The following is a 23899-nucleotide window of genomic DNA, read 5'->3' on the forward strand; positions in this document are numbered from 1 at the left end:
CTCTTGTTTTAGCTGACTATAATAAACAGAGACAATGCAAAAATCCCCTATTAGCACACTCATAGAGATTGCGGAAAGAGATACCGAAGAGGCTGCCAAATATTTAGGCAAAACGATACGTGCTCATGAGGACTCTGAGAAGCAGCTAGCCTTGCTGTCGCAGTATCGGGAGGATTACATTAACCGTTTTCAAAACAGTGCAGCACAAGGTTTAAGTATTGCCCAGTACAGCAATTTTCAATCCTTCATCAATAAACTGGACACGGCAGTCGATGGGCAAAAGAAAATTGTTGCGGACGCGTCCAACAGAATCAAAATAGCGCGCAACCAATGGCAAGAACATGAAAAAAAACGGCTCTCTTACGGAATTTTAGACAAGCGCGCCAAAGTGAGCGTGCAGAAAAAAGAAGCCAAGCAAGATCAAAAGCAAACAGATGAACATGCAGCAAGAGCATTCTTTTATAAGTCATAGCACTGAGAGACTAAGTTAGAACAACTTTATTTTTGTATTATTTTTTTGGTGACATCATGCAAACGGCAATTATCCCCACCTCGACTGACAATTTGCAAAGCTCCGCCAAATCTGCCAGCGCCAGTAGTGCATCGGCGGTTACGCCGTTTAACCAAGTATTAAATAAAGAAATTTCTCAACAAAATAGTAAGAGTGCGCAAACCACTCAAACCACACCCAAAGCAAATCCTCAGGATCAGTCGCAACAGCCACAACAGACAGCAAATCTAGTTAATACGACCACAGCGGCAACTCCAGTAGACTCAAAAACACTCAAAGACACGGGCAAAACCCTTCAAAAAAATCAAGACGCAACAGAAGATCAAACCAATGCAGTCAAAGCAGATCAATCAAATAATGTGCAGCTACTTGCTTTTGTCGGTAGCGTGGGACAACTTGCAACAGATCTGAAAAAAGTTGACGCTACAGCGAAAGACAATACGCAAAACTTGGTGATAGACGCTAATTCCAAGATCGATACTACCGACAACAAAATTAACGGTAACGAGCTTGGGACGGGGTCGGTTTCATTGAATAAAAGTTCAGATGTAATGAACAAAGATATTAATTCGAAAAAACAAATTCAAACCAGTGATTTATCTAAAGTAAAAATAAGTAAAAACGAACTTGCATCAACAGCGGAGCTAACAGCAGGTGCAGACGGTAAGCTAATTGCAGGTGATGCGGCAAAATCGACGCCTCCTGCATCGGCGAATGCGACAGCGGAGCAAATTACTCCCGGCCAAGCCGCAATGCGAGGCAGCGCGCCAGCAAACAGCGGTCTAACAACAGAGACCTCTGGCAACACTGCTATTGATAAAACATTGATACCGACAAAATTATTGGTATCAGACACTACCCTTGCGACACCGGGTGTTGCTGCTGATAAAACACCTGTATCAATAAATTTATCTGTATCTGATGTAATCCAAACCGCAGCGCCAACATCGGAAAAGATATTGGCAACGCCAAGTATTAACTTAGTTACCTCAGATAAAGTACCTGTATCAACAAATTTATCTGCATCCGATTCGACAAAAACATCATTTCCAATTACAAACGGTAATGTACAAAAACAAAGTATCAATGCCAATGAAATAGTCAGTGATGAGGGCAATCCTGTTATCGGCGATAAAACACAAATATCATTTGTAGCCGAAGCCGCCACAAGCGTCTTACCAATTTACAATCAAGTACAGAATGCAAACCTTACGAAAATTGACAAGGACAAAATTGATATAGTTAAGATTAATATAGTTAAAATTGATACGGGCAATTCGGTCGCCGCCGATAAAACGCTCACATCTGATGTACCGACAAATATTGACGCGATACAAAACAGTATCGGCGTAAAATTACCCGGAACAGAAAAATCACTAGATAGCGCATCAGGTGTTGCCTCGATAACGCAGGGGACTGCGCAGCAAAATATCAAAAATACTAAGTCCGCGCTCAATAATAGCAATGCCATTACAGAAGACAAATCCCAAAAAACTGTGGCGTCACAAATAACCAATACGATTACTAATGCGATCGAAAATAACTCAGCTATAAAAACTGCCGGACTTGAGAAAATGCAAGATACAGCGGTTGCAATAGCACCAGCGCCTCAGAGCTTCGCTCAACAATTAGCGGTAAGTACTAATTCCGCTGCAGGCGCTGCAGCAGAACATCTCGCGCCACGAGTCGGCAGCCCGGCATGGGATCAGGCCGTGGGACAAAAAGTAGTCTGGATGGTCGCGGGCGGTCAGCAAACTGCGGAGCTGACGTTGAATCCACCTGATCTAGGGCCATTACGCGTCGTATTAAGCGTCAACAACGATCAGGCTAGCGCGACCTTTACATCGGCTCAGCCAGATGTCAGAGCAGCTTTAGAAGCTGCTTTGCCAAGACTACGCGAAATGATGAGTGATGCGGGAATGCAGTTATCTAATTTTTCTGTCAACTCACAGTCATTCCAGCAAGGAAACACGCCTCAAGACGGGCGACCTGGCTCGCAAAGATCGAATAACTCACAGACATCATCCAATGAATCAGGCATCTCCAGCCTGACATCCACCAAAACTAACGCATCAACTCCAGTTGGCATAGTTGATACTTTTGCTTAAAACTCATCGAAGAATTCATCTGAGAATTCAAGTAAGTTAAGCATGTAGAATGCGATAGATGGATTTATACAAAATTGCTCTCACAAGAGCTGAGCGATTCAGACAGTACTTGAGTAATCATCAGCGCTGCATGCCATTTGAGGCGATTTTGCGTCAGTCCTGAAAAGATAGTTGGTGCAAACTCATGCGCTACGCTATAAATTTAAACTAATTTAGTGGTAATTCATCTGAAATGAGAGAGATGGTCTGAAATAGCCCCTCTTTTTCGCAGATGAGATCGATAAATAATTACAGATAATGGCCTAATACATGCAATGTGCCTTTATGGCACATCCAGCGAGAGGAAAAAAATGTCGAAAGCACCAGCGAAGCCTGCAGCAGTAGCAGCAGATGCGCCACCAGTCAAAAAGTCTAAGAAAAAACTGATTATTATGATCGTAGCAGGTGTTCTGGTATTGGGTGGCGTCGGTGGCGGTGCTGCCATATTTTTAGCGAAAAAGAATGCCCCTTCTAAAGAAAAAGAACACAAAGCAGAGCCTGCCAAAGCACCGGTATTTTTGGCATTAGAGCCATTCACGGTCAACCTCCAATCGGATGCTGGAGATAAATATTTGCAAGTGAGTATGACGCTCAAAGTGCCGGACGAAGAACAAGTTAATTTGATCAAAACCAATATGCCACAGGTGCGCAGCAGGTTATTAATGTTACTGTCCAGCAAAGACTCCAACGAGATACTGACTGGTGATGGCAAGAAAAAACTGGTTGAAGAAATTATCGAACAAGTGAATTTACCATTCGCCCCAAAAGGTGAGCCGCAAAAAGCAAGTGATGTGTACTTCACTTCGTTTGTCATTCAATAAATAGTATTTTAAAAGTACGCCAATAAACTATGTCTGATAATTTTCTCTCACAGGAAGAAGTTGATGCCCTACTTAAGGGTGTCACGGGAGATCAGGATGACTCTCAATCGCAGGAGGACACCTCAGGTGTCCGCCCGTATAACCTTGCGACCCAAGAGCGTATTGTCCGCGGACGTATGCCAACGCTGGAGATCATCAACGAGCGTTTTGCGCGATTGTTGCGGATAGGTTTGTTCAATTTTTTACGCCGTAGTGCCGAGGTATCTGTCGGTACCGTGCGTGTATCCAAATATAGTGAATTTATCCGTAATCTGGTGGTACCGACCAATCTCAACCTGACGCACATGAAGCCCCTGCGCGGTACTTCTTTGATCGTGCTGGATCCGGGCTTGGTATTTTTATTAGTTGATAATTTATTCGGCGGCGATGGACGCTTTCATACCCGGGTTGAGGGGCGTGATTTTACTCAAACTGAGCAACGGATTATTCAGCGTATTTTAGAAATTATTTTTGAAACTTATGCCAAATCCTGGGAGCCGGTTTACCCAGTTGAATTTGAATATATTCGTTCCGAAATGAATACCCAGTTCGCCAATATTGCGACCCCAAATGAGGTCGTTGTCTCGACTACATTTACGATAGAACTTGGCCCCGTCAGTGGCGAAATGCATATGTGCATGCCCTACTCCATGATAGAACCGATCAGAGATATTCTGACCAGTAGCTTGCAAGGTGAAACGCTGGAGGTCGATAAGCGTTGGGTGCGTTTGATGACACAACAAATCCAAATTGCCGAAGTAGAAATCGTAGCCGATCTGGGCACGGCCAAGGTAACATTGGGCGATATTTTAAATATGAAAGAGGGCGATGTGATTCCGATTTCGATACCGGATATTGTGTCAGCCAAGGTAGATGGTACGCCAGTGATGGAATGCAAATACGGTGTATTTAATGGTCAATATGCTTTGCGTGTAGAAAAGCTGATTAGCTCCAGCGTCAGCGAAGTAGCGCAGGGAGAAAAATAATGGACGGTACAAATGGATGATACTAACGACACACCAATCAGTGAAGATGATTGGGGCGCGGCGATTGCAGAACAAGAGAAGGCAGATGCGGCAGCCGCTGCGGCTGCTAGTGCACCGCCTGCTGCTGGCGGTGGTGCGGCTATTTTTAAAGAATTTAGTGGCAAGGGCACGCATACCGAAACCCATAATGATATCGACTTCATCCTGGATATTCCGGTACAGCTCACGGTGGAATTAGGACGAACCAAAATCGCCATTAAAAATCTTTTGCAATTGGCACAAGGCTCGGTAGTGGAGCTAGATGGTATGGCCGGCGAACCGATGGATGTACTGGTCAATGGCTGTCTGATAGCGCAAGGCGAGGTGGTGGTGGTGAATGATAAATTCGGTATTCGCCTGACAGATATCGTGACGCCGGCCGAACGAATACGCAAACTCAATAAATGATCCGCTCCACTTTTCACTTGCAACGACATCGCTATTTTTGTGGTTCCCTATGCGGCACTTTTATTGGACTGCTGTTTGTCAGCGATCAGGCATGGGCATCGGCGGAAACCAAAGCGATTTCGCCGACAACTGGTTTTTTGCAAATTTTATTGGGCTTAGGCGCAGTACTGGCATTAATGTTATTTGCCGCATGGCTGTTCAAACGAATCGGCCCGGCAGTAACTGGAAATAAAATACCGGTGAATATTATCGGTGGCGTCAATGTTGGCAATCGTGAGCGCATCATGGTGGTGGAAGTGGCAGACCAATGGATCGTCGTTGGCGTAACCGCCCAGCAGATCACCACCTTATCAACCATGCCAAAACAAGAACAAATAGTTGCAGAGCAATTGGCAAAACAAACGAGTACTCAGGTAGCAAATCCTTTTTCGGCATGGTTGGCGAAAACGATAGAAAAGCGCAACAACGGTATTAATGGTGTGATTGGTAGTAGCAGTAACCATAAGGCGCCAGAATGATTTTTTTATCGGCTAAGTTACCAGCTAAGCTACAAGATCAATACGGTATGAAAATAACTCACTTATTCAATCGCACTGTCACATCAATGTCCAAGCCAACAACGGTATTCATGGGTTACGCACTGATGCTGATGTTGGGTCTTGCACTCCTGCTCCCAATACATGCCATGGCTGAAACTACCGACGGTCTGCAAGCAATTACGGCTACGCCAGCAGCAGGTGGCGGACAGAATTACTCTTTAAGTATTCAAACATTACTGTTCTTAACAGCGCTGTCTTTTATACCGGCGGTGTTGTTAATGATGACCAGCTTTACCCGAATCATTATCGTGTTGTCCTTGTTGCGTCAGGCGCTGGGAACACAATCAGCGCCTCCAAATCAGGTAATGGTTGGCTTGGCACTGTTCTTGACTTTATTTGTGATGGGACCGGTGTTCGATAAAATTTATGCAGACGCTTACCTACCGTTTTCAGAAAATAAAATATCAATGTCGGAGGCGATGGACAAAGGTGTCGCGCCATTGAAAAAATTCATGATGAAACAAACACGGCAAAGTGATTTAGCCTTATATGTAAAACTGTCAAATACGCCAGAATTACAAGGTCCGGAAGACGTTTCTTTGCGGATTTTGATCCCCGCATTTATCACTAGCGAATTAAAAACTGCATTCCAGATTAGCTTTGCAATTTTTATTCCTTTTTTGATTATCGATATGGTGGTTGCCAGCGTGTTGATGTCTATGGGGATGATGATGGTGTCGCCGGCCATCGTGTCATTACCATTTAAGCTCATGCTATTTGTATTGGTTGACGGCTGGCAGTTATTGATTGGTTCGCTGGCGCAGAGTTTTTATTAGCAGACCGTATTAAAAATATTTTAAAACAAGAGGAAAAGTATGAGCCCAGATAGCGTCATGTCACTCGGCCGCCACGCAATGGAAGTTACTCTGATGGTGTCTGCGCCGCTGTTATTAGTCGCGCTTGGGATTGGTTTGATCGTCAGTATTTTTCAGGCGGCAACCCAGATCAATGAAACGACCTTGTCGTTCATCCCTAAGTTAGTCGGTATTTTTGTCACCCTGATTATTGCTGGACCTTGGATGCTGTCGGTTTTAACTGATTACATGCGTGAGATGTTTACCAGCATCGCTACTCTGGCGAGCTAAGTTTTAATACATCAGCCAGTCCCTCAGCAGATCGTTCAGCACAACTACGAATTAGATAGTCCTATGGTTTCCTTTTCAGGAAATGACCTGATCGCATTAATCGCTTCTTTTATCTGGCCTTTAACTAGAATTTTGGGGCTAATTGTGATCGCCCCTCCCTTCGGCAATAACAGCGTCCCTGTGCAAGTGAAGCTAGTACTTGGCATCACGATTGCGTTGATCGTTACGCCTATCATTCCCCCTCTTAAGAATGTAGACATGATCTCTCTAACGGGGATCATGATTTTGACGCAGCAATTTGTGATCGGCTCCGCAATGGGTTTTATGATGCGCGTCACCTTTGCCGGTATTGAGATGGCCGGTGAAGTGATCGGCCTGACTATGGGCTTAGGCTTTGCGACGTTCTTCAATCCTCAGACCCAGGGCCGCTCATCGGCGATCAGTCAGTTTATGGTGCTGCTGGCGACCTTACTTTTTTTAACCTTAAATGTACATCTGTCGCTAATTGCTACCTTGGTTGATAGTTTTAAGACGATTCCAATTTCTACTTCGTTGACGATGGGATTTAGTTTTCAACGTTTAGCGTTGTGGGGCGGCGAAATTTTTAGCATCGGTATGCGTTTGTCTTTGCCCATTGTTGCGGCCTTACTGATCACTAATATTGCGTTGGGGATTTTGACTCGCGCTGCGCCGCAACTCAACTTGTTTGGTATCGGCTTCCCGATTACGATCGGCGTCGGATTTTTAATGCTGAGTATGGTGCTACCGTATTGGATGATTCCGTTCGAGAATTCGTTCCAAAAAACGATTGAGGCTATACTGTCTTTGGGACTCCCGATAAATCCCTAGCCCCGTAAGCCAACCGAGCGCCTCTTTAGTATAAATCTATATGATGCAGACCGATACTCTCTCCTCCTCAGCATCACTGCCGATATCCTTCAGCGCCTTATATTCAACGGAGGAAATCCGTGCCATCGAATCAGCATCGCTTGTGACCTCACCGAAAGGCAACTTGATGCATGCCGCTGGTGTAGCCGCCGCAGCGCTGGCAAAAACTTTAATTGCAAATCATCCAGCTATCCCTACAAGCGTTGAACCAACAGCAAGCTCGACCTCGAATTCAATTGACGTACTAGTATTAGCAGGTCCGGGCAACAACGGCGGTGACGCGTTGCAAGTAGCGTATTTATTAGCCGCATCAGGCGAGAGGGTATCGGTCATTATCACCCATGGAATCGAGCACTATTCTGCGGAAGCAAAAGAGAGTCTAGTACAAGCGCAATCAAGCCAGGCACATTTTTTTGGCTTGGATTATTTAGCTCAAACATCGGGGAAGCGTTGGTCACTGGTGATCGATGGTTTGTTTGGAATTGGGCTAACACGTCCGATCGAGGGCAAAACCTATGCGCTGATCCAACAGCTCAATCAATATGCCGCAATTGCCAGAATTCCCGTCCTAGCGCTCGACGTACCTAGTGGCCTAGATGCCGATACCGGTCAAGTCATCGGTAGAAATGGGATTGCGGTGCGGGCAACCCATACAATTACTTTTATCGCCAACAAACCAGGTTTATACACCGCAGCAGGCAAAGATTATGCAGGTATCGTTAAAGTTGCAGATCTGGGTATTGAACCATCTTTATATCCAACACCGCAAGCACGCTTATGTCATCCAGCGACGCTGATGGCCGCACTCAGTCCAAGGAGGCAAGATAGCCATAAAGGGAATTTTGGCGATGTGTTTGTGATTGGTGGTGCAGATGGAATGGCAGGTGCGGCATTATTATCTTCCCGTGCAGCGTTGCATTGTGGCGCGGGTCGGGTGTTTATCGGCAGTATGGCGATACCTCCGCTAACGTATGACCCGATCAATCCTGAGTTAATGTGCCGCAACGCTGACGATGTGCATTTTAAAAACTGCGCTATCGTCATTGGGCCTGGCTTGGGTCTATCGGATAAAGCCCGGTTATTGCTGGAACAATGCCTGCAAGAAGCCAGCGCCATCGTGATTGATGCGGATGCATTGAATTTAATTGCCAATAACGGATCGCTGCAATTACTCGCCCATGCAAGGTCGGGCAAAACAGGCATCCCTGCTAAAACTGCACTAAACACTTCAAACAAAATAGATCAGACCATACGCACCATCCTCACACCACATCCGCTAGAAGCCGCACGGCTGCTTGGCATCAGTGCAGAAGCAGTACAGGCAGACCGCTTACAAAGTGCGCGCAAGCTGATGAATAAGTTCAATGCGACAGTCATCTTAAAAGGTTCGGGAACAATCATCGCTACACCAGATGAGCAGATCATCATCAACACTAGCGGCAATCCCGCTTTAGCCGCAGGCGGAACCGGCGACGTATTAGCAGGCATCTGCGGAGCATTGCTAGCGCAAGGATTAACGGCGCAAGCAGCGGCAGGGTTAGCGGTCTGGCTGCATGGCAAAGCGGCTGATCTGCTAGTAGAACAAGGTATAGGTCCGGTAGGCTTAACCGCCAGCGAACTCATTATGATGGTACGGCACTGCATTAACCGTCATGACTAAACTTATGACATCAGGCGAAATGAGGTAAATTACCTGAAAAAATTAATATACTCAGTTAGAGTATAACCAATAATCATAGGTATTGCCCATATTATCTCTAGATAATTAAATATACTCCCCTATTTTATCAAAATTAAATTCCATGTGTTATTGCAAAAATACTATGAATTATAGTCACCGTATCAAAGTCACCGCATCAAAGTCACCGCATCAAAGTCACATTATCAAAGCACAAAGCATCAAATTCCCAAATCTAAACGGCCTGCGGTGATTTTTATGGTGCGGGCGCAGCGCGCCGCAATCGACAAATCATGCGTCACCAAGACTAAAGTTGATCCACGTTCCCGATTGAGCGCAAACATTAACTGGATTACTGCCTCGCCGGTCACAGCATCCAAACTCCCGGTCGGTTCATCGGCAAACAGTAAAGGCGGCTCAGTCACAAAAGCACGTGCCAATGCCACCCGCTGCTGTTCACCGCCAGATAAATATTTTGGATAATGCTGCAAGCGGCTAGATAAGCCCACCCGCCCTAGCATCTCAGTTGCCTTATTCCGTGCTTGAGAATCACTACGTAACTCCAGCGGCAGCATGACATTTTCCAGCGCGCTTAAATGCGCTAATAACTGGAAGGATTGAAAAACAAAACCTAGTTTTTCTTTTCTAAACTGCGCCCTTCCATCTTCATCCAAGGAGAAAATATCAATCCCGTCCAAGATCACTTTACCTTCGCTCGGTGTATCCAGTCCAGCTAAGATACCAAGCAAAGTTGATTTACCCGAGCCAGAAGCACCAACAATCGCAAGCGTCTCCCCCTCTTGCGCGGTAAAATCAATTTCTCGCAAAATATTAAGGGTACCGGTTGCATCGCTGACCTGCTTGGATAACTGTTTGACTTCAATAGAGAGTCGTAAATTAGTATTCTGATTCGCTGATGCGTTCATTGTTAGGTCCACAGGCAATTCTTTAGGAAGATTCATGCTTTTTTCAAATAAAAAAAATGTGCTGAAATTATGCAGCAAATTGACTCGTTCATTAGCTAGATTATTTAGCGAGATCGTCATGTTAAGGCGCAACTTAGTTGCCCGCTCGTCGATCAACTTATCGACCAACTTATCGACCAACTTATTGACCACTTTATCGATCAGCTTACTAGCGACAACAGTGATGGCAAATTCAGCACCCATAGTACATGCAGCAAATCATTCTGCATCAAAAACTGTGCTCGTGCTTGGCGATAGCTTATCTGCAGAATACGGCTTAACACGTGGTACCGGCTGGGTCGCATTATTAGAAAAACGGTTGCAAGAGAAAAAAATTCCTGCCACCGTCATCAACGCCAGTATCAGCGGCGAAACCACTAGCGGTGGCAAAGCTAGATTAGATAAACTGCTGACCCAATATCATCCCGACGTGGTGGTGATCGAACTTGGCGGTAACGATGCGTTGCGCGGTCTGGCATTGGGTGCATCAGAAACAAATTTTCGTGACATGGTGATCGCCAGCAAAAAAGCAAAAGCCAAAGTGGTATTGATTGGTATGCAAATTCCACCCAATTATGGTCGTGATTACACAGAACGATTTTTCTCTATCTATGCCAAAGTCGCCAAAGAACAGCAAACCAATTTAGTCCCATTTCTATTAGAAGGCGTTGCGGACAAGCCCGAGCTATTCCAGGCTGATCGCATTCACATGGTCGCTGCAGCACATCCAGCGATACTCGACAATGTCTGGCCTCAATTGAGTCCATTAATTGGCTCCCCAATAAGCTCATCTATCAAGCAATCAACGACGCCAGTGACTACATCAGGTAAAAAATAATTCAATGAAATATCCAGAACTCATCAGCTTCAATGATGTAATGCCTAGACTTAGTGAGTTTGACGCTATCATTGATGCTCGCAGTCCGTCTGAATTTGCCGAGGATCACATCCCAACTGCCATCAATTGTCCTGTTTTAATTGACGAAGAACGTATTCGCATTGGTACCATTTATAAACAGGTCAGCGCATTTGAGGCTAAAAAAATCGGTGCAGTCCTTGTGGCAAAAAATATCGCCAACCATGTAGAGGCCAACTTTTTAAACATGCCAAAAGATTGGAAGCCCTTGATCTACTGCTGGCGTGGCGGTAACCGTAGCGGATCAATGGCACATATATTTGCCAAGATAGGCTGGCCAGTCGTGCAGCTTGACGGCGGCTATAAAAACTATCGTCAGCACGTTAACCAAGCGCTACCAACGATAGCAGATACGATACGATGGCAAGTGATTTGTGGCACTACTGGCAGCGGCAAAAGTCGTTTATTACAGACCCTAAAAACCCAAGGTGCGCAAGTACTAGACCTGGAACAGCTAGCCATGCATCGTGGCTCAGTTTTAGGACATTTACCGAGCCAGCCACAACCCTCACAAAAAATGTTTGAAAGCCAGATTTGGCAAACACTACGACACTTTGATCCAGACCAGCCCGTGTTTGTGGAATCAGAAAGTAAAAAAGTAGGCAACCTTCGCGTACCAGATCAAATCATACAAACTATGCGAGCCGCGCCCTGTATTGCACTTAGTTTGACAACTACCGACCGGGTGCAGTTATTGATGCAAGACTATGTTCATTTTGTAAAGGACGCAGAAAATTTAAATCGCCAGCTGGATTGCCTGGTCAGCTTACACGGCAAAGAAAAAATCCAGCATTGGAAACATTATGCAAGCAATGGCCAGATGGAAAATTTGGTCGAAGAACTGCTGCAACAGCATTACGACCCAGCTTACTTACGGTCTATCGATAAAAATTTTTTACAATATCCGCAATCAGATGCCATCTTGCAGACGGGCATAGAAACGCAAAATTTTGAGGCGACTGCGAGCCGTATTTTAGAGAAAATAGTTTGATTTAAAAATGGTGGCGAGCTGACAAAAATTTCTAAACGTAAAAAACGGTGGCATTGCACCACCGTCTTTTTGTCCTTGTGTCAGCGACATTATGAGGAATCGTAGAGACCTCTAATCCGCTATTAAATACGGAATGATATTACACAAATTGTAGGTGTTACTTGTATTACTAAGGTAATTGCAATTTCAAAAAAACTACATGAAACCCGATAGAGCATTACTACTCATTCCACCTCATAATAACCGGAACGCTAAAAAGAACCGGAACTCACTCGATCCAACTTGGGTATGAAAAAGTTCTTGTCGTTCGCTGTTGTCGTTTATCGATATCGACCTCCTTCTTTGAACCAGTTACGCACCTAATATATAACAAGGTTTAGCGATGAAGAAGATAAAAATAACTATCGATTTCAAATCAAGATTAAAAAAATCAACCAAACAATATTGCTGAAATTGATCTGAGTTTTTAATCTGAATTTGCGAGTATTTACTGATTGCGCATTAACGCAAACCCGGTGCCTTCACTTTGGTCATTGCAGAAATTGCGCCGCTTCCGATAGACGCGCCAAACTTCTTAAGCACACGTTCTGGCAAGCCTTCTTTTTGCGTGTAATCAACAATATCTTCTGCTTTTAAAACGTCGCGTGCAACACTGTCAATTGTGCCAAAATCATCGGCCAAACCCATCTCAACAGCGCGGCTACCGATCCAAAATAAACCGGAGAAAGTTTCTGGCGTTTCTTTCAAACGAGATCCTCGACCTTGACGCACAGTTGCAATAAATTGCTGATGGATATCGTTTAACATCTCCTGCGAAAACGCTCTTTGTTTTGTGGTCTGAGGAGAAAATGGATCCATAAATCCCTTGTTCTCACCAGCAGTCATTAAGCGTCGCTCTACGCCCAATTTTTCCATCAATCCGGTAAAGCCAAAACCATCCATCAACACGCCGATAGAACCAACCACACTAGCCTTATTGACGAAAATTTTATCTGCCGCAACAGCAATATAATAACCACCGGAGGCGCACATTTCATCCACCACCACATATAGTTTCTTCTGTGGATACAGCTTACGTAATCGTTGTATTTCATCATTGATCATGCCGGCCTGTACTGGACTGCCGCCAGGACTATTGATGCGCATAATAATGCCGACCGAACCTTCGTCAGAAAAAGCCCGGTCGAGCGCGGGGATAATCGCTTGTGCGCTGGCATTACCTTCTGAATCAATCTCACCATTAATCTCAACCAATGCTGTATGCCGGCCAGGATTATCCATTTCTGAAGTACGATAATCACTAAAGAAATAGAAACCGCCGAGTATCAGTGCGACAAAAATCAATTTAAAAAAGATACCCCAACGGCGACGTAAGCGTTGCTCTTTTAATGATTCGCTCGCCAGCTTTTCTAAAAAAGTCCGCTCCCAGCCAGATTGAGACAAGCTATTTGTCGCAGAACTTGGGGTGTTATTTTCGGGAATCATAGAATTTTCTGTCATACAATTTTTTAAGAATAATTTTTAAAAAAATCAGGCAATTACTGGTGTGACGTAATCATCCGGGTACCAGACAATTTTTCCCTCTTGCTCATTGATATTGAGTTTTCTCAAGCGACCGCCACGGCATGGACCACCCGTACAATTGCCAGTATCCGGCGTATAGATTGCGCCATGAGTAGCACACATAATATATAAACCGCTGGATTCAAAAAACTCACCGTGGTTCCAATCCAGCTCAATCGGAACATGCGCACAGCGATTTAAATAGGCATGCGCGGCACCTTTGTAACGAATCACGAATCCAGTCGCATCATGACCACCGGCAGTCACTGGAAAACGTATCCCATTGCCACCTTCTTTAAGATCAGCCGAGGCGCAAATCGTAATTTCAGTCATGACTCCGTCCTGTCAGATCTTCAAGATAATAAGCCTTAGGCATTGCAGCTCAACCATGCATGCAACTCGCCAACTGTTTTTGCAGAATATAAGGGGTTTAAAATATGTAAGGATGCTGCATCATGCGCGCCATATTCCACTGCAATTGCCGCAGCACCTGCATTACTCGCCATCAACAAATCATGTGATGTGTCACCAATCATGACGGTGCGCTGCATGTCTTGCCCCAACTCCCGGGTCAGCTCTTGTAACATTGCTGGGTGCGGTTTAGAAAACGTTTCGTCAGCACAACGAGTCGCATCAAATACCGACAGCAAATTCGCCGTATGCAAAGCACGGCTTAAACCTACGCGCGTTTTGCCCGTTGCTACCGCAAGGAAATAACCTTCTTGCGACAATTCCGTCAGCATTTGCCGTACACCGGGGAACAGAGGCAACTCGTGATCTTTTGCCAGATAGTGGTGACGATAACGCTCAACCATGCGGGGATAATATTTAGGATCAATATCAGGCATCGCCGATTGCATGGCGTCCATGAGCGACAATCCAATCACATAGGATGCTGCTTTCTCGTCGGGTACGGGCAAACCAAGATCTTTTGCTGACGCCTGGATACAGTGAACGATGGTTGCCGTGCTATCCATCAAAGTACCGTCCCAGTCAAACACGATAAAATCAAATTGCTTTTTTGCCATATTCTTTATTCACCGCAAACCGCATAATTCTTTTTGCAAATCATCAACATTGAAGTACCAAGCTACTGAACTTAAGGCAGCAAGACGAAGACAACAATGGGACTAATAATTTAGAAATGAATAAGCTTTTCTGCCGACTATTTGATGTTGTGGAAGTAAGTATTTTACTATTAAATTATTTCAATAATAATAAAATATTAAGCTTATTGGGTTTATGAAGTTCTGATCAGCTTTTATTTTAGCCTTTAAGCGTTTTCAAAAAATCCTCACATTCTTTTGGCAACTTGGCGTTAAGCGTCATTGACTCGCCTGTTTCCGGATGCATAAAAGTAATCTGATGTGCATGCAAAAACATTCTCTTCAAAACGCCGCGATCTGCGCTCGGCTTTAATAGAGCACGATTTAGCGCAAAGTCACCGTACTTATCGTCACCTGCGATCGCAAAACCGCTAGAGGATAAATGCACGCGGATTTGATGTGTGCGTCCGGTTTTTAATTCAGCCTCTAATAATGCGTAGTCTTGATATTTTTTCTTTAGAGAAAATACCGTATGCGACTCCATGCCATCAGCCTGCACCCGAACCCGTCGCTCACCCTCAGCGGTCGTGTATTTATGTAGCGGCAGCTTAATATGCTGACGCGCATTTTTCCAGTCCCCATGGATTAAGGTCAGGTAACGCTTGTCGGTACTGCCGTCACGCATTTGCTCATGCAAATTAGTCAAGGCCGACCGTTTTTTTGCTAACAGTAAAACACCTGAGGTTTCTCTATCCAGTCTGTGAACTAGCTCCAGGAATTTAGCATCCGGGCGAGAAGCGCGCAGTTGCTCAATCACTCCGTAACTAACACCAGAACCACCATGCACGGCAACGCCAGCAGGTTTGTCGATAATCAAGAGCTGTTTATCTTCAAACAAGATAGTAAATTCTGCCCCCGGTACGACTTGCGTTGATGTTTCTGCAATACGGACTGGTGGAATACGCACCACGTCGCCCTCTTTAAGGCGATATAGCTGATCTATACGACCTTTGTTTACTCTGACCTCACCCGAGCGCAAAATCCGGTACACATGACTTTTTGGTACGCCTTTACAGATGCGTATCAAATAGTTATCGATGCGCTGACCTGCGTCCTCTTCTTCGATAGTAACGAGCTGAACCTGCGGCTGAACTTGCGACGACGCTTGTGAGGGATGGCTGGAAGTACTTTCTTGCGCCTGTTTTTCAGGTGGCTTCCTATTATTTATCGCTAAGTCCTTCATTTTGAATATATAATCATTTTCGCTTCAGCTTTAGGCTGTAGTAGGTGTAGGAATAAATGGTGGAACAAACGCGTATTCTACACAGGGGCATGTCCGTCGGCCTCGCCAATTTGCAAATTCGATGGAAAAGATGTGTATGCACATCATTATGCTGGTCAGGGTTACAACCAATTGTGGTAATCGGATTTTGCGTAATGATTTGGATCAGAAGGTTTGAATTGTAAGGATAAGTCCAGCAAGAGATGTCTGTATATTTATTACAGGTGTGCTTGCAGGTTGATAGTTTTAATCCAGTGTGATCGATCCTGCCAAACACAATTTTATTAAAGATGGTTTGGCGCTCATCAAGTTGCTCATCGCCTGGCGTTGTCTTCCTGTTGCAACAAAAAATAGGAATCAGATAACGCGGGGGACATGTGCACTCGATCCACGGTTGAAACTATCCGCGCCTAGTGCGCAATAGAACAATGAGAAGAATGATGGCAGTACTGAAAAGATGCAGCGAAAAATATCCTCGCTCACTCGTTTAGCTACTCGCCCAGCAATTTTTATTTCTGTTGCGCCTGAGGCATTTCCCGCCCCCTCAAACTCTCCGTTCTCGCATACATCCCCAATGTAAGCAAGTTGCCAGCCTCACTCTATAGAGGTAGCAACAAAAGATGACCATAAGGTCACGGAGTAAAAAATGAAACGCATGCTATTTAATGCAACGCAGCAAGAAGAACTGCGCGTCGCCATCGTCAATGGGCAAAAACTCATCGACATCGATATCGAAACCGCCGGACGTGAATTACGTAAGTCCAATATTTACAAAGGCGTTATCACTCGTATTGAACCCTCACTTGAAGCCTGTTTCGTCAATTACGGCGAAGAACGTCACGGCTTTTTGCCTTTTAAAGAAGTCGCCCGCGGCTACTTTAAAGAAGGTATCGACGTCCGTAACACCAGCATCAAAGATGCGTTACGTGAGGGCCAGGAAATCATGGTCCAGGTCGAAAAAGAAGAGCGTGGCAATAAAGGCGCTGCCCTTACCTCTTTCGTCTCTTTGGCAGGTCGCTATTTAGTTCTGATGCCAAATAATCCGCGTGGCGGTGGTGTGTCCCGTCGCGTGGAAGGCGAGGATCGTCAAGAACTACGCGAAACCATGGACAAACTGGATCTACCAGGCGGTATGTCCGTGATTGCCCGTACCGCAGGTATTGGTCGTAATGTCGATGAATTGCAATGGGATTTAAATTACCTGATGCAACTTTGGCGTGCGATTGAAGGTGCAGGTAAATCTTCTGCTGGCGCCTTCCTAATTTATCAAGAATCCTCACTCGTGATCCGCGCGATCCGCGATTATTTCCAACCGGATATCGGCGAAATCCTGATCGATACTGACGAAATCTACGAACAAGCTCAGCAGTTCATGAGCCACGTTATGCCAGACATGGTGCACCGTGTTAAGCGTTACAGTGACGACGTGCCGCTGTTCTCCCGTTTCCAGATCGAACATCAGATCGAAACCGCCTACAGCCGCACAGTACCATTGCCATCGGGCGGCGCAATCGTGATTGATCACACGGAAGCCTTAGTCTCAGTTGACGTCAACTCTGCGCGCTCTACCCGTGGTGGCGATATCGAAACAACGGCTTTCAATACGAATTGCGAAGCAGCCGAAGAAGTAGCGCGCCAGTTGCGTTTGCGCGATTTGGGCGGATTGATCGTGATCGATTTTATCGACATGGAAAACGCTAAAAACCAGCGTGAAGTCGAAACCCGCTTAAAAGATGCCCTGCGCTATGACCGCGCACGCGTCCAGATGGGGAAAATTTCGCGCTTTGGTCTGATGGAATTGTCCCGTCAACGTCTGCGCCCTTCCCTGTCGGAAGGTAGCCATGTTACTTGCCCGCGCTGCAATGGTACAGGTCATATCCGCGATACCGAATCATCTGCTTTACAAGTCCTGCGCATCATCCAGGAAGAAGCAATGAAAGAAAACTCAGCAGCGATTCATGTGCAATCGCCTGTTGACGTTGCAGCCTTCTTACTGAATGAAAAACGTGGTGAAATTCTGAAGATAGAAACGCGTCATCGCGTCACTATCATCCTGATCCCGAACACGCATCTGGAAACACCTCACTACAAGTTAGAACGTCTGAAACATGACGATCCGCGCTTGGAAGAATCTCACGCCAGTTATGCAATGGCAGAGCAGGCAGACACTGACATCGGCTACAGCAAGCGTCAGAAAGAAGACATCAAGCCACGCCAAGAAGCGATGGTCAAGAGCATTACACCTGACACTGCACCTATCGTAGAACGTAAGGAAATCGTCGCACCAGTGCTTGTCGCACCTGTAGCAGCAAGTGAAGGCTTCTTCACTAAGTTTCTGAATCTGTTCCGCTCTAAACCGACTGAACCTGCTGTCGCTAGCGTTGTAACAACGGATGCAACACAAACTCGCGAGCGTTCAGACCGTGGTGAGCGCGATCGTAATAATCGTGGCAGTCGTAATGGCAATCGCAATGGCAACCGCAACGGCAATAATCGTGGACGTGATCGTGATGATAAAGAAGAACGCCCGGTCAATGCACGTGCTGATAAAGAAGTAAAAGACGAAGCGACAAAAACTGCTGCGCCAGAACAAGCTCAGCCACAACAGCAACGCCAACCAAAGCAAGCGCGTCCTCCACGTGAAGACCGCGAGCCGCAAGAAGGCCGCACTGAAGCTAAAGAAGGCAAACCGGAAGGACGTCGTGATCGTCAGCCACGCCAGCGTGGTGAGCGCAAAGACAGCGTAGCTACTGAAACAATGTCTTTGGATACAACTGCCAATACCCAAACAGCAGCACCGGCAGTAGTTACGCCAGGCGCGGTGAATAATGAAGCCGTGGACAACACCAATCTCGCCTTAAACGCCAACGGCAATCCGGTTGACGCTGAGACCAGCGAGCAAGGCGAAAGCCGTCGTCGTCGTCGTCGCGGTGGTCGCAATCGTAATCGTCGTGATCGTGAAGCTGGCGACACTACGGATACTAATGAGAGCAATGACAACCAAGAAGCAAATGACCATCATGAAGGGCATGAGGCGCATAAGACCCGTCAGCATGTTGAGGTAGAGCAAGCACCTGCACCGATATTATCATTGGTAACGCCAGCGATATCGCCGACTGCGGTGCCTGAAATTGTTACAGCGCCGGTTGCTGTATTTAGTACGGCATCCGGTATGGCAGCTACTCCTGCTGCCACTCCTGCAACTACTCCGGTTTCTGCACCTGATCCTGTTTCAACACCCATCTCTATGCCAGAATCTGCAACCGAACCTGTAACAGCAGTCACTTCTGCGCCGGTTACTGTCGCCACGGTTTCTATAGACAAAGCAGCAGAGCCAGCAATCGTCAATCATGTTGTGACTACTGCTGAAGCTGCGCCAGTTGCAATAGTATCTGCACCTGAGACTCCTGCACCGGTGCAAGCTAGTCTTGATCTTGTATCAGCACCAGCGTTGTTAGTGCCAGCAGTGTCGGCGACTGAAGTAGCGCCAGCGTCTGCCAAGCCAGCTGAAACTATCGTCAGTGCCGCTAGCTCTGATGTGGCAACTGAGGTTGCAAGTAATGTTACAGCTGACATTGCAACGCCGGCTGCGTTGCATCAGGCGGTTTCGGTCGAAGCAGCAACACCAAGTGCGCCTGTTATGAAACCGGTTGCACCTGTCGTTATGCCTGTAGAAAGCTTAAATACTATGTTAGAGCAAGCAGGTTTAGCTTTGGCGAGCACCGATCCAGAAAAATTGCGTGCGGCACAAGCGGCAGCGGCAACCGTTAATGTTGCACCGCGTGTACCACGCGAACGCAAACCGGTGGTGCCAGTCTCATCAGAACCCTTAGTAATGATGGAAACTAAGAAAACACCTGCACCGTAAATGCGCTGTTTGTATTTTTATCGTATTCATTAGCGTCTAAATTCAGGTACTGGATACGGTTCTTAATACAGATCTAAATGCAGATCTAAATGCATACAAATAACGACTCGATAACAGCAATGTTGTCGGGTCGTTTTTTTGTATTCAACCAGTTATTCCATCTCGTGGTATCTTTTTGCTCTGCACATCATTTGATCACCCGGTTGGATTGATTCCGCTTCGCTAATTTTGCCCAACCAGTTTTGTCTGACTAATTGTGTTTGGCTGATTTGATTCATCGGTTCTGATTCGCTAACACTGCACCACTTATTTTGAATTCAATGTCTGAAAAATTTATCCCACTAGCCGACTTCCGGCAACGACAGCCAGCGCTGATCGTTCCAGGTTTATTAGAGCAACCAAATGGACAGTTGCTTGATAGCCTGCAACGTCCTTTGCATGACCTCCGCATCTCGGTAACAGATCGTTGTAACTTCCGCTGCGTATACTGCATGCCGAAAGAAGTTTTTGATAAAGACTATCGGTTTTTACCGCATACATCGCTGCTCAATTTTGAAGAAATAACCCGCATCGCCCGTATCTTTATCTCCCACGGCGTGAGTAAAATCCGCTTGACCGGCGGTGAGCCCTTGTTACGTAAAAATATCGAAAAGCTGATCGCCATGTTAAGCAGTTTAAAAACACTGGACGGACGCGATCTTGATCTGACCCTAACCACCAACGGATCATTGCTGGCGCGCAAAGCACAAAGTCTGAAAGACGCTGGTTTAAGCCGTGTCACGGTATCGCTGGACTCGCTCAATGATGCCACTTTCAAACAAATGAATGATGTCGATTTCCCGGTGTCCGATGTGCTTGAAGGCATCGCGGCAGCGCATCAGGCGGGGCTTGGTCCAATCAAAGTTAACATGGTCGTTAAAGCGGGTTTAAATGATCAGGAGATCGTGCCAATGGCACGCTATTTTAAAAACACGCCCCATATTTTGCGCTTTATAGAATACATGGATGTAGGTGCCTCAAATGGATGGAAGTTAGATGAAGTCATCCCATCGGCAGAGGTAGTAAGGCGCATCGACGCTGCCGGCATGCCGCTCCAGGCAATCGATGCAAATTACACAGGCGAGACCGCCGCCCGCTGGCGCTATGTCGATGGTAGCGGTGAAATCGGCCTGATCTCCAGCGTCACACAAAGTTTTTGCCACGATTGCAGCCGCGCCCGGCTATCTACCGAGGGCAAGCTGTACACTTGCCTGTTCGCCAGCCATGGTCATGATTTACGCGCCTTAATCAGAGATGATGACAAGCAGCACAGTGATCTTGCCATCACCAATGTCATCAAACAACTATGGCAGCAACGTACTGATCGTTATTCGGAATTACGTAGCCAAAATACGGATGAACTTCAGATCACCAGGAAAAAAGTGGAGATGTCTTATATTGGAGGCTAACTTCGGTGGCTAACTTCGGTAAGCGACTTCGGCGGCTGTTAATAAGTAAATATACTCCTACCAGGTATATTTTAATCCTCCATATAATATTTGGTCAATAAGGCATATTCTATAAAAATAATGGGGAGTATATTTGTATGCCACCATTATTTGATCTATAACAAAGGATAAGAATGTCTCTGGGTTTAACCCAGATTTTCCATTGGAACAGCGACAAGTGTGCCTTTGGCGGACTGACTGACTGGCTAGACGCGACGACGACGCAAGCTGCATCTTGCTAGGGGGAGCAACAACGCCAGGCAGTTCGCCAAAGGTACAATTGTCGCTGTAGCGCTCGCACTCAAATCGCGGTGGTACTATTTCTCTGAACAGCGCATGCCGCCTGAGTTTCTACGAAGTGATAGCGGTCTAATGGAAAATCTGGGTTTAAGCTTATTCGCATAAGCTCCAGTAACTTCCAGAACTTAAATCGCAACACATTCCATGGCTCGCAGACATGACCAGCATAGATAAGCAACTCATTACCGGACTGATACTCGCAGGTGGTCGTGGTACACGTATGGGCAGCGTGGACAAAGGTTTGCAGACTTTTCGCGGTTTGCCGATGGCGATGCACGTGTTGCAGCGCCTCTCGCCACAAGTCGGCAATATGCTCATCAATGCCAACCAAAACTTACTCACTTACGAGCGTTTTGGTGCGCCAGTCTGGCCAGATCACGCCGAGAATGATGATAATCACTTTTTAGGTCCTTTAGCCGGATTACAAACCGGCCTGACTCATTGCAAAACGCCCTATCTAGCCAGTGTGCCATGCGACTCGCCATTTTTACCCGTCAATCTGGTAGAGCATCTGGCAGCAGCGTTATTGCAAGAAAACGCGGATCTTGCCGTCGCTGTCACAATGGAATCCAATGGCAACGTCATTGCCAAGCAGGCGCACCCGGTATTTTCTTTAATGAAAATTTCCTTGCTGCCGCAGCTGAGTGATTTTTTACGACATGGCGGGCGTAAAGTAGATGCCTGGCATGCAAGCCTGCATTGTGTCGAAGTGGTATTTGAAGATGTCGCCGCCTTCCGTAATATCAATACGCTGCAAGATTTGCGACAATTTGAAGCCTGACTAAATTCACACTCCAACCTGACCCGATCTAACTAAATCGAATCTAACTAAGTCGAATCAAACTATTTTATGAGCGCCAACACTCCAGCCGCAAACCTGCATCATCTCCTTAGCTGTTTGTCGGATTACGACCCAAACTCCCTACCCGTCGCGCAGGCACAGCAGATCATCCAGCAGTTTGTGACGCCAATTGACTCGGTAGAAAAACTCGCCATACGTCAAGCGCTTGGGCGTGTACTTGCCGCCGATGTTCTGTCTGGCATTAACGTCCCTGCTTATGATAATTCTGCCATGGACGGCTATGCGTTTATCGGTAGTGATTTACAAAAAAAAGCTACAGACCATAGCGATACAACAAACCAAACCCTCACATTAAAAGTCGTCGGCGCCGCTTATGCCGGACGCGCGTTTGAAGGCGCAGTACAACGAGGGGAATGTATACGCATCATGACCGGCGCAGTGATGCCAAGCTCCTGCGACACAGTGATTCCACAAGAATGGACTGTTGAGATAAGCGACAGTAAGCAAGCGACAGAATCAAAGCAAATCCGCATACCAGCGGCAAAAATAAATGCTGGCGATAACCGTCGCCTCAAAGGCGAAGACTTAGCGATTGGCACAACAGCGCTAAGCAAAGGCAAAATTTTACGGCCTGCCGATCTCGGTTTATTAGCGTCGTTAGGCGTGGCTGAAGTGGCCGTACAACGCCGCTTGCGTGTCGCTATTTTCTCAACTGGTGACGAACTGCGATCGCGGGGAGAAACCCTCGATTTAGGCTGCGTATATGACAGCAACCGCTACACCTTATATGGGATGCTGACCCGGCTCGGCTGCGAGATCATCGATATGGGCGTGATCAAAGATGATCCGATATCGCTGGAAGCCGCTTTTCGTTCCGCTGGCGAAAACGCAGATGCCATCATTACCTCTGGTGGCGTGTCGGTCGGCGCAGCGGATTACACCAAACAGATGATGGAAAAATTAGGCGATGTCGCCTTCTGGAGTATCGCTATGCGTCCAGGCAGACCAATGGCATTTGGCAAAATTCAGTCAAATAAGTCTGATCAGTCTGAGCAGACTAATGGAAAAGGCGCGTATCTGTTTGGCCTGCCAGGCAACCCCGTCGCGGTGATGGTCAGTTTTTATTTTTTCGTCCGCGATGCACTGTTGCAGATGATGGGTGCCGTGGCAGTATCAACATCGTCATCAACATCGCTGCCGCTGGTGCCAGCCATCTCAAGCGTCGCTCTGCGGAAGCGCGCCGGACGCACCGAATACCAGCGCGGCATCGTCTCGGTCGCAGCCAATGGACAACTACAAGTGAGTATCACCGGATCGCAAGGCTCCGGGATTTTACGTTCCATGTCAGAGGCCAATTGCATGGTGGTGCTACACCACGATCAGGCCGATATCGCCGCCGGTGAAAAAGTTGATATTTTATTGTTTGAGGGATTGATCTGAAGTGCCAACTAAAGTGGCTACCTTCAGGTGCGAATTAA

General features: G+C 46.4%; 21 protein-coding genes. 16 read left to right on the top strand and 5 right to left on the bottom strand.

The window, feature by feature from the left end; all coding sequences use genetic code 11:
- Positions 1–34 precede the first annotated feature (34 nt).
- From fliJ to QN395_RS01420, 10 genes are all read left to right on the top strand, one after another.
- Positions 35–472 (top strand): flagellar export protein FliJ, encoded by a 438-nt coding sequence (gene fliJ, locus QN395_RS01375; RefSeq protein ID WP_322118210.1) that lies wholly within the window; start codon positions 35–37, stop codon positions 470–472.
- Between the two features lie 56 nt (positions 473–528).
- Positions 529–2619, top strand: a complete 2091-nt coding sequence (locus QN395_RS01380) for a flagellar hook-length control protein FliK (RefSeq protein ID WP_322118209.1) — start codon at positions 529–531, stop codon at positions 2617–2619.
- 350 nt (positions 2620–2969) lie between these two features.
- Positions 2970–3479 carry a flagellar basal body-associated protein FliL gene (gene fliL / locus QN395_RS01385; RefSeq protein ID WP_322118208.1) on the top strand — a complete coding sequence of 170 codons (510 nt, stop codon included), beginning with the start codon at positions 2970–2972 and terminating at the stop codon, positions 3477–3479.
- Positions 3480–3508: 29 nt separating this feature from the next.
- Complete coding sequence (gene fliM / locus QN395_RS01390) at positions 3509–4504, top strand: flagellar motor switch protein FliM (protein ID WP_322118207.1); 996 nt, start codon at positions 3509–3511, stop codon at positions 4502–4504.
- A 12-nt stretch (positions 4505–4516) separates the two neighbouring features.
- Complete coding sequence (gene fliN / locus QN395_RS01395; RefSeq protein WP_322118206.1) at positions 4517–4951, top strand: flagellar motor switch protein FliN; 435 nt, start codon at positions 4517–4519, stop codon at positions 4949–4951.
- Positions 4948–5469 (top strand): flagellar biosynthetic protein FliO, encoded by a 522-nt coding sequence (gene fliO / locus QN395_RS01400; protein ID WP_322118205.1) that lies wholly within the window; start codon positions 4948–4950, stop codon positions 5467–5469. The genes fliN and fliO overlap by 4 nt, the downstream gene beginning before the upstream one ends.
- 110 nt (positions 5470–5579) lie before the next feature.
- On the top strand, positions 5580–6326 hold the full coding sequence (fliP, locus tag QN395_RS01405) for a flagellar type III secretion system pore protein FliP (RefSeq protein ID WP_416200147.1): 747 nt from the start codon (positions 5580–5582) through the stop codon (positions 6324–6326).
- A 39-nt stretch (positions 6327–6365) separates the two neighbouring features.
- Positions 6366–6635, top strand: coding sequence for a flagellar biosynthesis protein FliQ (gene fliQ / locus QN395_RS01410; RefSeq protein ID WP_322118204.1), 270 nt, complete (start codon positions 6366–6368; stop codon positions 6633–6635).
- Between the two features lie 63 nt (positions 6636–6698).
- Positions 6699–7484, top strand: a complete 786-nt coding sequence (gene fliR / locus QN395_RS01415; RefSeq protein ID WP_322118203.1) for a flagellar biosynthetic protein FliR — start codon at positions 6699–6701, stop codon at positions 7482–7484.
- Between the two features lie 40 nt (positions 7485–7524).
- The gene (locus tag QN395_RS01420; RefSeq protein WP_323491850.1) at positions 7525–9183 is read left to right on the top strand and encodes an NAD(P)H-hydrate dehydratase; all 1659 of its coding nucleotides are present in this window, start codon (positions 7525–7527) and stop codon (positions 9181–9183) included.
- 239 nt (positions 9184–9422) lie between these two features.
- Here QN395_RS01420 and QN395_RS01425 read toward each other — a convergent pair whose 3' ends face one another.
- Positions 9423–10127: an ABC transporter ATP-binding protein gene (locus QN395_RS01425; protein ID WP_322121547.1), complete on the bottom strand. Its 705-nt coding sequence runs from the start codon at positions 10125–10127 to the stop codon at positions 9423–9425.
- 34 nt (positions 10128–10161) lie between these two features.
- Here QN395_RS01425 and QN395_RS01430 point away from each other — a divergent pair, with 34 nt between their 5' ends.
- Both QN395_RS01430 and mnmH read left to right on the top strand, forming a co-directional pair.
- On the top strand, positions 10162–11004 hold the full coding sequence (locus tag QN395_RS01430) for an arylesterase (RefSeq protein ID WP_416200097.1): 843 nt from the start codon (positions 10162–10164) through the stop codon (positions 11002–11004).
- 4 nt (positions 11005–11008) lie between these two features.
- The gene (mnmH, locus tag QN395_RS01435) at positions 11009–12073 is read left to right on the top strand and encodes a tRNA 2-selenouridine(34) synthase MnmH (protein ID WP_322118201.1); all 1065 of its coding nucleotides are present in this window, start codon (positions 11009–11011) and stop codon (positions 12071–12073) included.
- Between the two features lie 501 nt (positions 12074–12574).
- On the opposite strand, the gene QN395_RS01440 is transcribed toward mnmH, so the two are convergent.
- The 4 genes from QN395_RS01440 to QN395_RS01455 form a co-directional block, all read right to left on the bottom strand.
- Entirely contained in the window at positions 12575–13573 is a 999-nt protein-coding gene (locus QN395_RS01440) for a S49 family peptidase (protein ID WP_322118200.1), read from the bottom strand.
- Between the two features lie 30 nt (positions 13574–13603).
- Positions 13604–13969 (bottom strand): Rieske (2Fe-2S) protein, encoded by a 366-nt coding sequence (locus QN395_RS01445; RefSeq protein WP_322118199.1) that lies wholly within the window; start codon positions 13967–13969, stop codon positions 13604–13606.
- Between the two features lie 35 nt (positions 13970–14004).
- Positions 14005–14664: an HAD-IIIA family hydrolase gene (locus tag QN395_RS01450; RefSeq protein ID WP_323491851.1), complete on the bottom strand. Its 660-nt coding sequence runs from the start codon at positions 14662–14664 to the stop codon at positions 14005–14007.
- 238 nt (positions 14665–14902) lie between these two features.
- A complete protein-coding gene (locus QN395_RS01455) occupies positions 14903–15925 on the bottom strand; it encodes an RluA family pseudouridine synthase (RefSeq protein ID WP_322118197.1) in 1023 nt (340 codons plus the stop codon).
- A gap of 685 nt (positions 15926–16610) precedes the next feature.
- Here QN395_RS01455 and QN395_RS01460 point away from each other — a divergent pair.
- From QN395_RS01460 to glp, 4 genes are all read left to right on the top strand, one after another.
- Positions 16611–19832, top strand: coding sequence for an Rne/Rng family ribonuclease (locus tag QN395_RS01460; protein ID WP_322118196.1), 3222 nt, complete (start codon positions 16611–16613; stop codon positions 19830–19832).
- Between the two features lie 320 nt (positions 19833–20152).
- Positions 20153–21280 (top strand): GTP 3',8-cyclase MoaA, encoded by a 1128-nt coding sequence (moaA, locus tag QN395_RS01465; RefSeq protein ID WP_322118195.1) that lies wholly within the window; start codon positions 20153–20155, stop codon positions 21278–21280.
- Between the two features lie 496 nt (positions 21281–21776).
- Positions 21777–22400 (top strand): molybdenum cofactor guanylyltransferase MobA, encoded by a 624-nt coding sequence (mobA, locus tag QN395_RS01470; RefSeq protein WP_322118194.1) that lies wholly within the window; start codon positions 21777–21779, stop codon positions 22398–22400.
- Between the two features lie 69 nt (positions 22401–22469).
- A complete protein-coding gene (glp, locus tag QN395_RS01475) occupies positions 22470–23861 on the top strand; it encodes a gephyrin-like molybdotransferase Glp (RefSeq protein WP_322118193.1) in 1392 nt (463 codons plus the stop codon).
- The last annotated feature ends 38 nt before the right edge of the window (positions 23862–23899 follow it).

Origin of the sequence: Undibacterium sp. RTI2.2, from assembly GCF_035018705.1 — a bacterium.
In the GTDB taxonomy this organism is placed as follows: domain Bacteria; phylum Pseudomonadota; class Gammaproteobacteria; order Burkholderiales; family Burkholderiaceae_D; genus Undibacterium.

Coding starts and splice junctions, on each gene's coding strand:
- fliJ (WP_322118210.1), top strand. CDS start 35: ATGCAAAAATCCCCTATTAGCACACTCATAGAGATTGCGGAAAGAGAT.
- QN395_RS01380 (WP_322118209.1), top strand. CDS start 529: ATGCAAACGGCAATTATCCCCACCTCGACTGACAATTTGCAAAGCTCC.
- fliL (WP_322118208.1), top strand. CDS start 2,970: ATGTCGAAAGCACCAGCGAAGCCTGCAGCAGTAGCAGCAGATGCGCCA.
- fliM (WP_322118207.1), top strand. CDS start 3,509: ATGTCTGATAATTTTCTCTCACAGGAAGAAGTTGATGCCCTACTTAAG.
- fliN (WP_322118206.1), top strand. CDS start 4,517: ATGGATGATACTAACGACACACCAATCAGTGAAGATGATTGGGGCGCG.
- fliO (WP_322118205.1), top strand. CDS start 4,948: ATGATCCGCTCCACTTTTCACTTGCAACGACATCGCTATTTTTGTGGT.
- fliP (WP_416200147.1), top strand. CDS start 5,580: ATGGGTTACGCACTGATGCTGATGTTGGGTCTTGCACTCCTGCTCCCA.
- fliQ (WP_322118204.1), top strand. CDS start 6,366: ATGAGCCCAGATAGCGTCATGTCACTCGGCCGCCACGCAATGGAAGTT.
- fliR (WP_322118203.1), top strand. CDS start 6,699: ATGGTTTCCTTTTCAGGAAATGACCTGATCGCATTAATCGCTTCTTTT.
- QN395_RS01420 (WP_323491850.1), top strand. CDS start 7,525: ATGATGCAGACCGATACTCTCTCCTCCTCAGCATCACTGCCGATATCC.
- QN395_RS01425 (WP_322121547.1), bottom strand. CDS start 10,127: ATGAACGCATCAGCGAATCAGAATACTAATTTACGACTCTCTATTGAA.
- QN395_RS01430 (WP_416200097.1), top strand. CDS start 10,162: ATGCTTTTTTCAAATAAAAAAAATGTGCTGAAATTATGCAGCAAATTG.
- mnmH (WP_322118201.1), top strand. CDS start 11,009: ATGAAATATCCAGAACTCATCAGCTTCAATGATGTAATGCCTAGACTT.
- QN395_RS01440 (WP_322118200.1), bottom strand. CDS start 13,573: ATGACAGAAAATTCTATGATTCCCGAAAATAACACCCCAAGTTCTGCG.
- QN395_RS01445 (WP_322118199.1), bottom strand. CDS start 13,969: ATGACTGAAATTACGATTTGCGCCTCGGCTGATCTTAAAGAAGGTGGC.
- QN395_RS01450 (WP_323491851.1), bottom strand. CDS start 14,664: ATGGCAAAAAAGCAATTTGATTTTATCGTGTTTGACTGGGACGGTACT.
- QN395_RS01455 (WP_322118197.1), bottom strand. CDS start 15,925: ATGAAGGACTTAGCGATAAATAATAGGAAGCCACCTGAAAAACAGGCG.
- QN395_RS01460 (WP_322118196.1), top strand. CDS start 16,611: ATGAAACGCATGCTATTTAATGCAACGCAGCAAGAAGAACTGCGCGTC.
- moaA (WP_322118195.1), top strand. CDS start 20,153: ATGTCTGAAAAATTTATCCCACTAGCCGACTTCCGGCAACGACAGCCA.
- mobA (WP_322118194.1), top strand. CDS start 21,777: ATGACCAGCATAGATAAGCAACTCATTACCGGACTGATACTCGCAGGT.
- glp (WP_322118193.1), top strand. CDS start 22,470: ATGAGCGCCAACACTCCAGCCGCAAACCTGCATCATCTCCTTAGCTGT.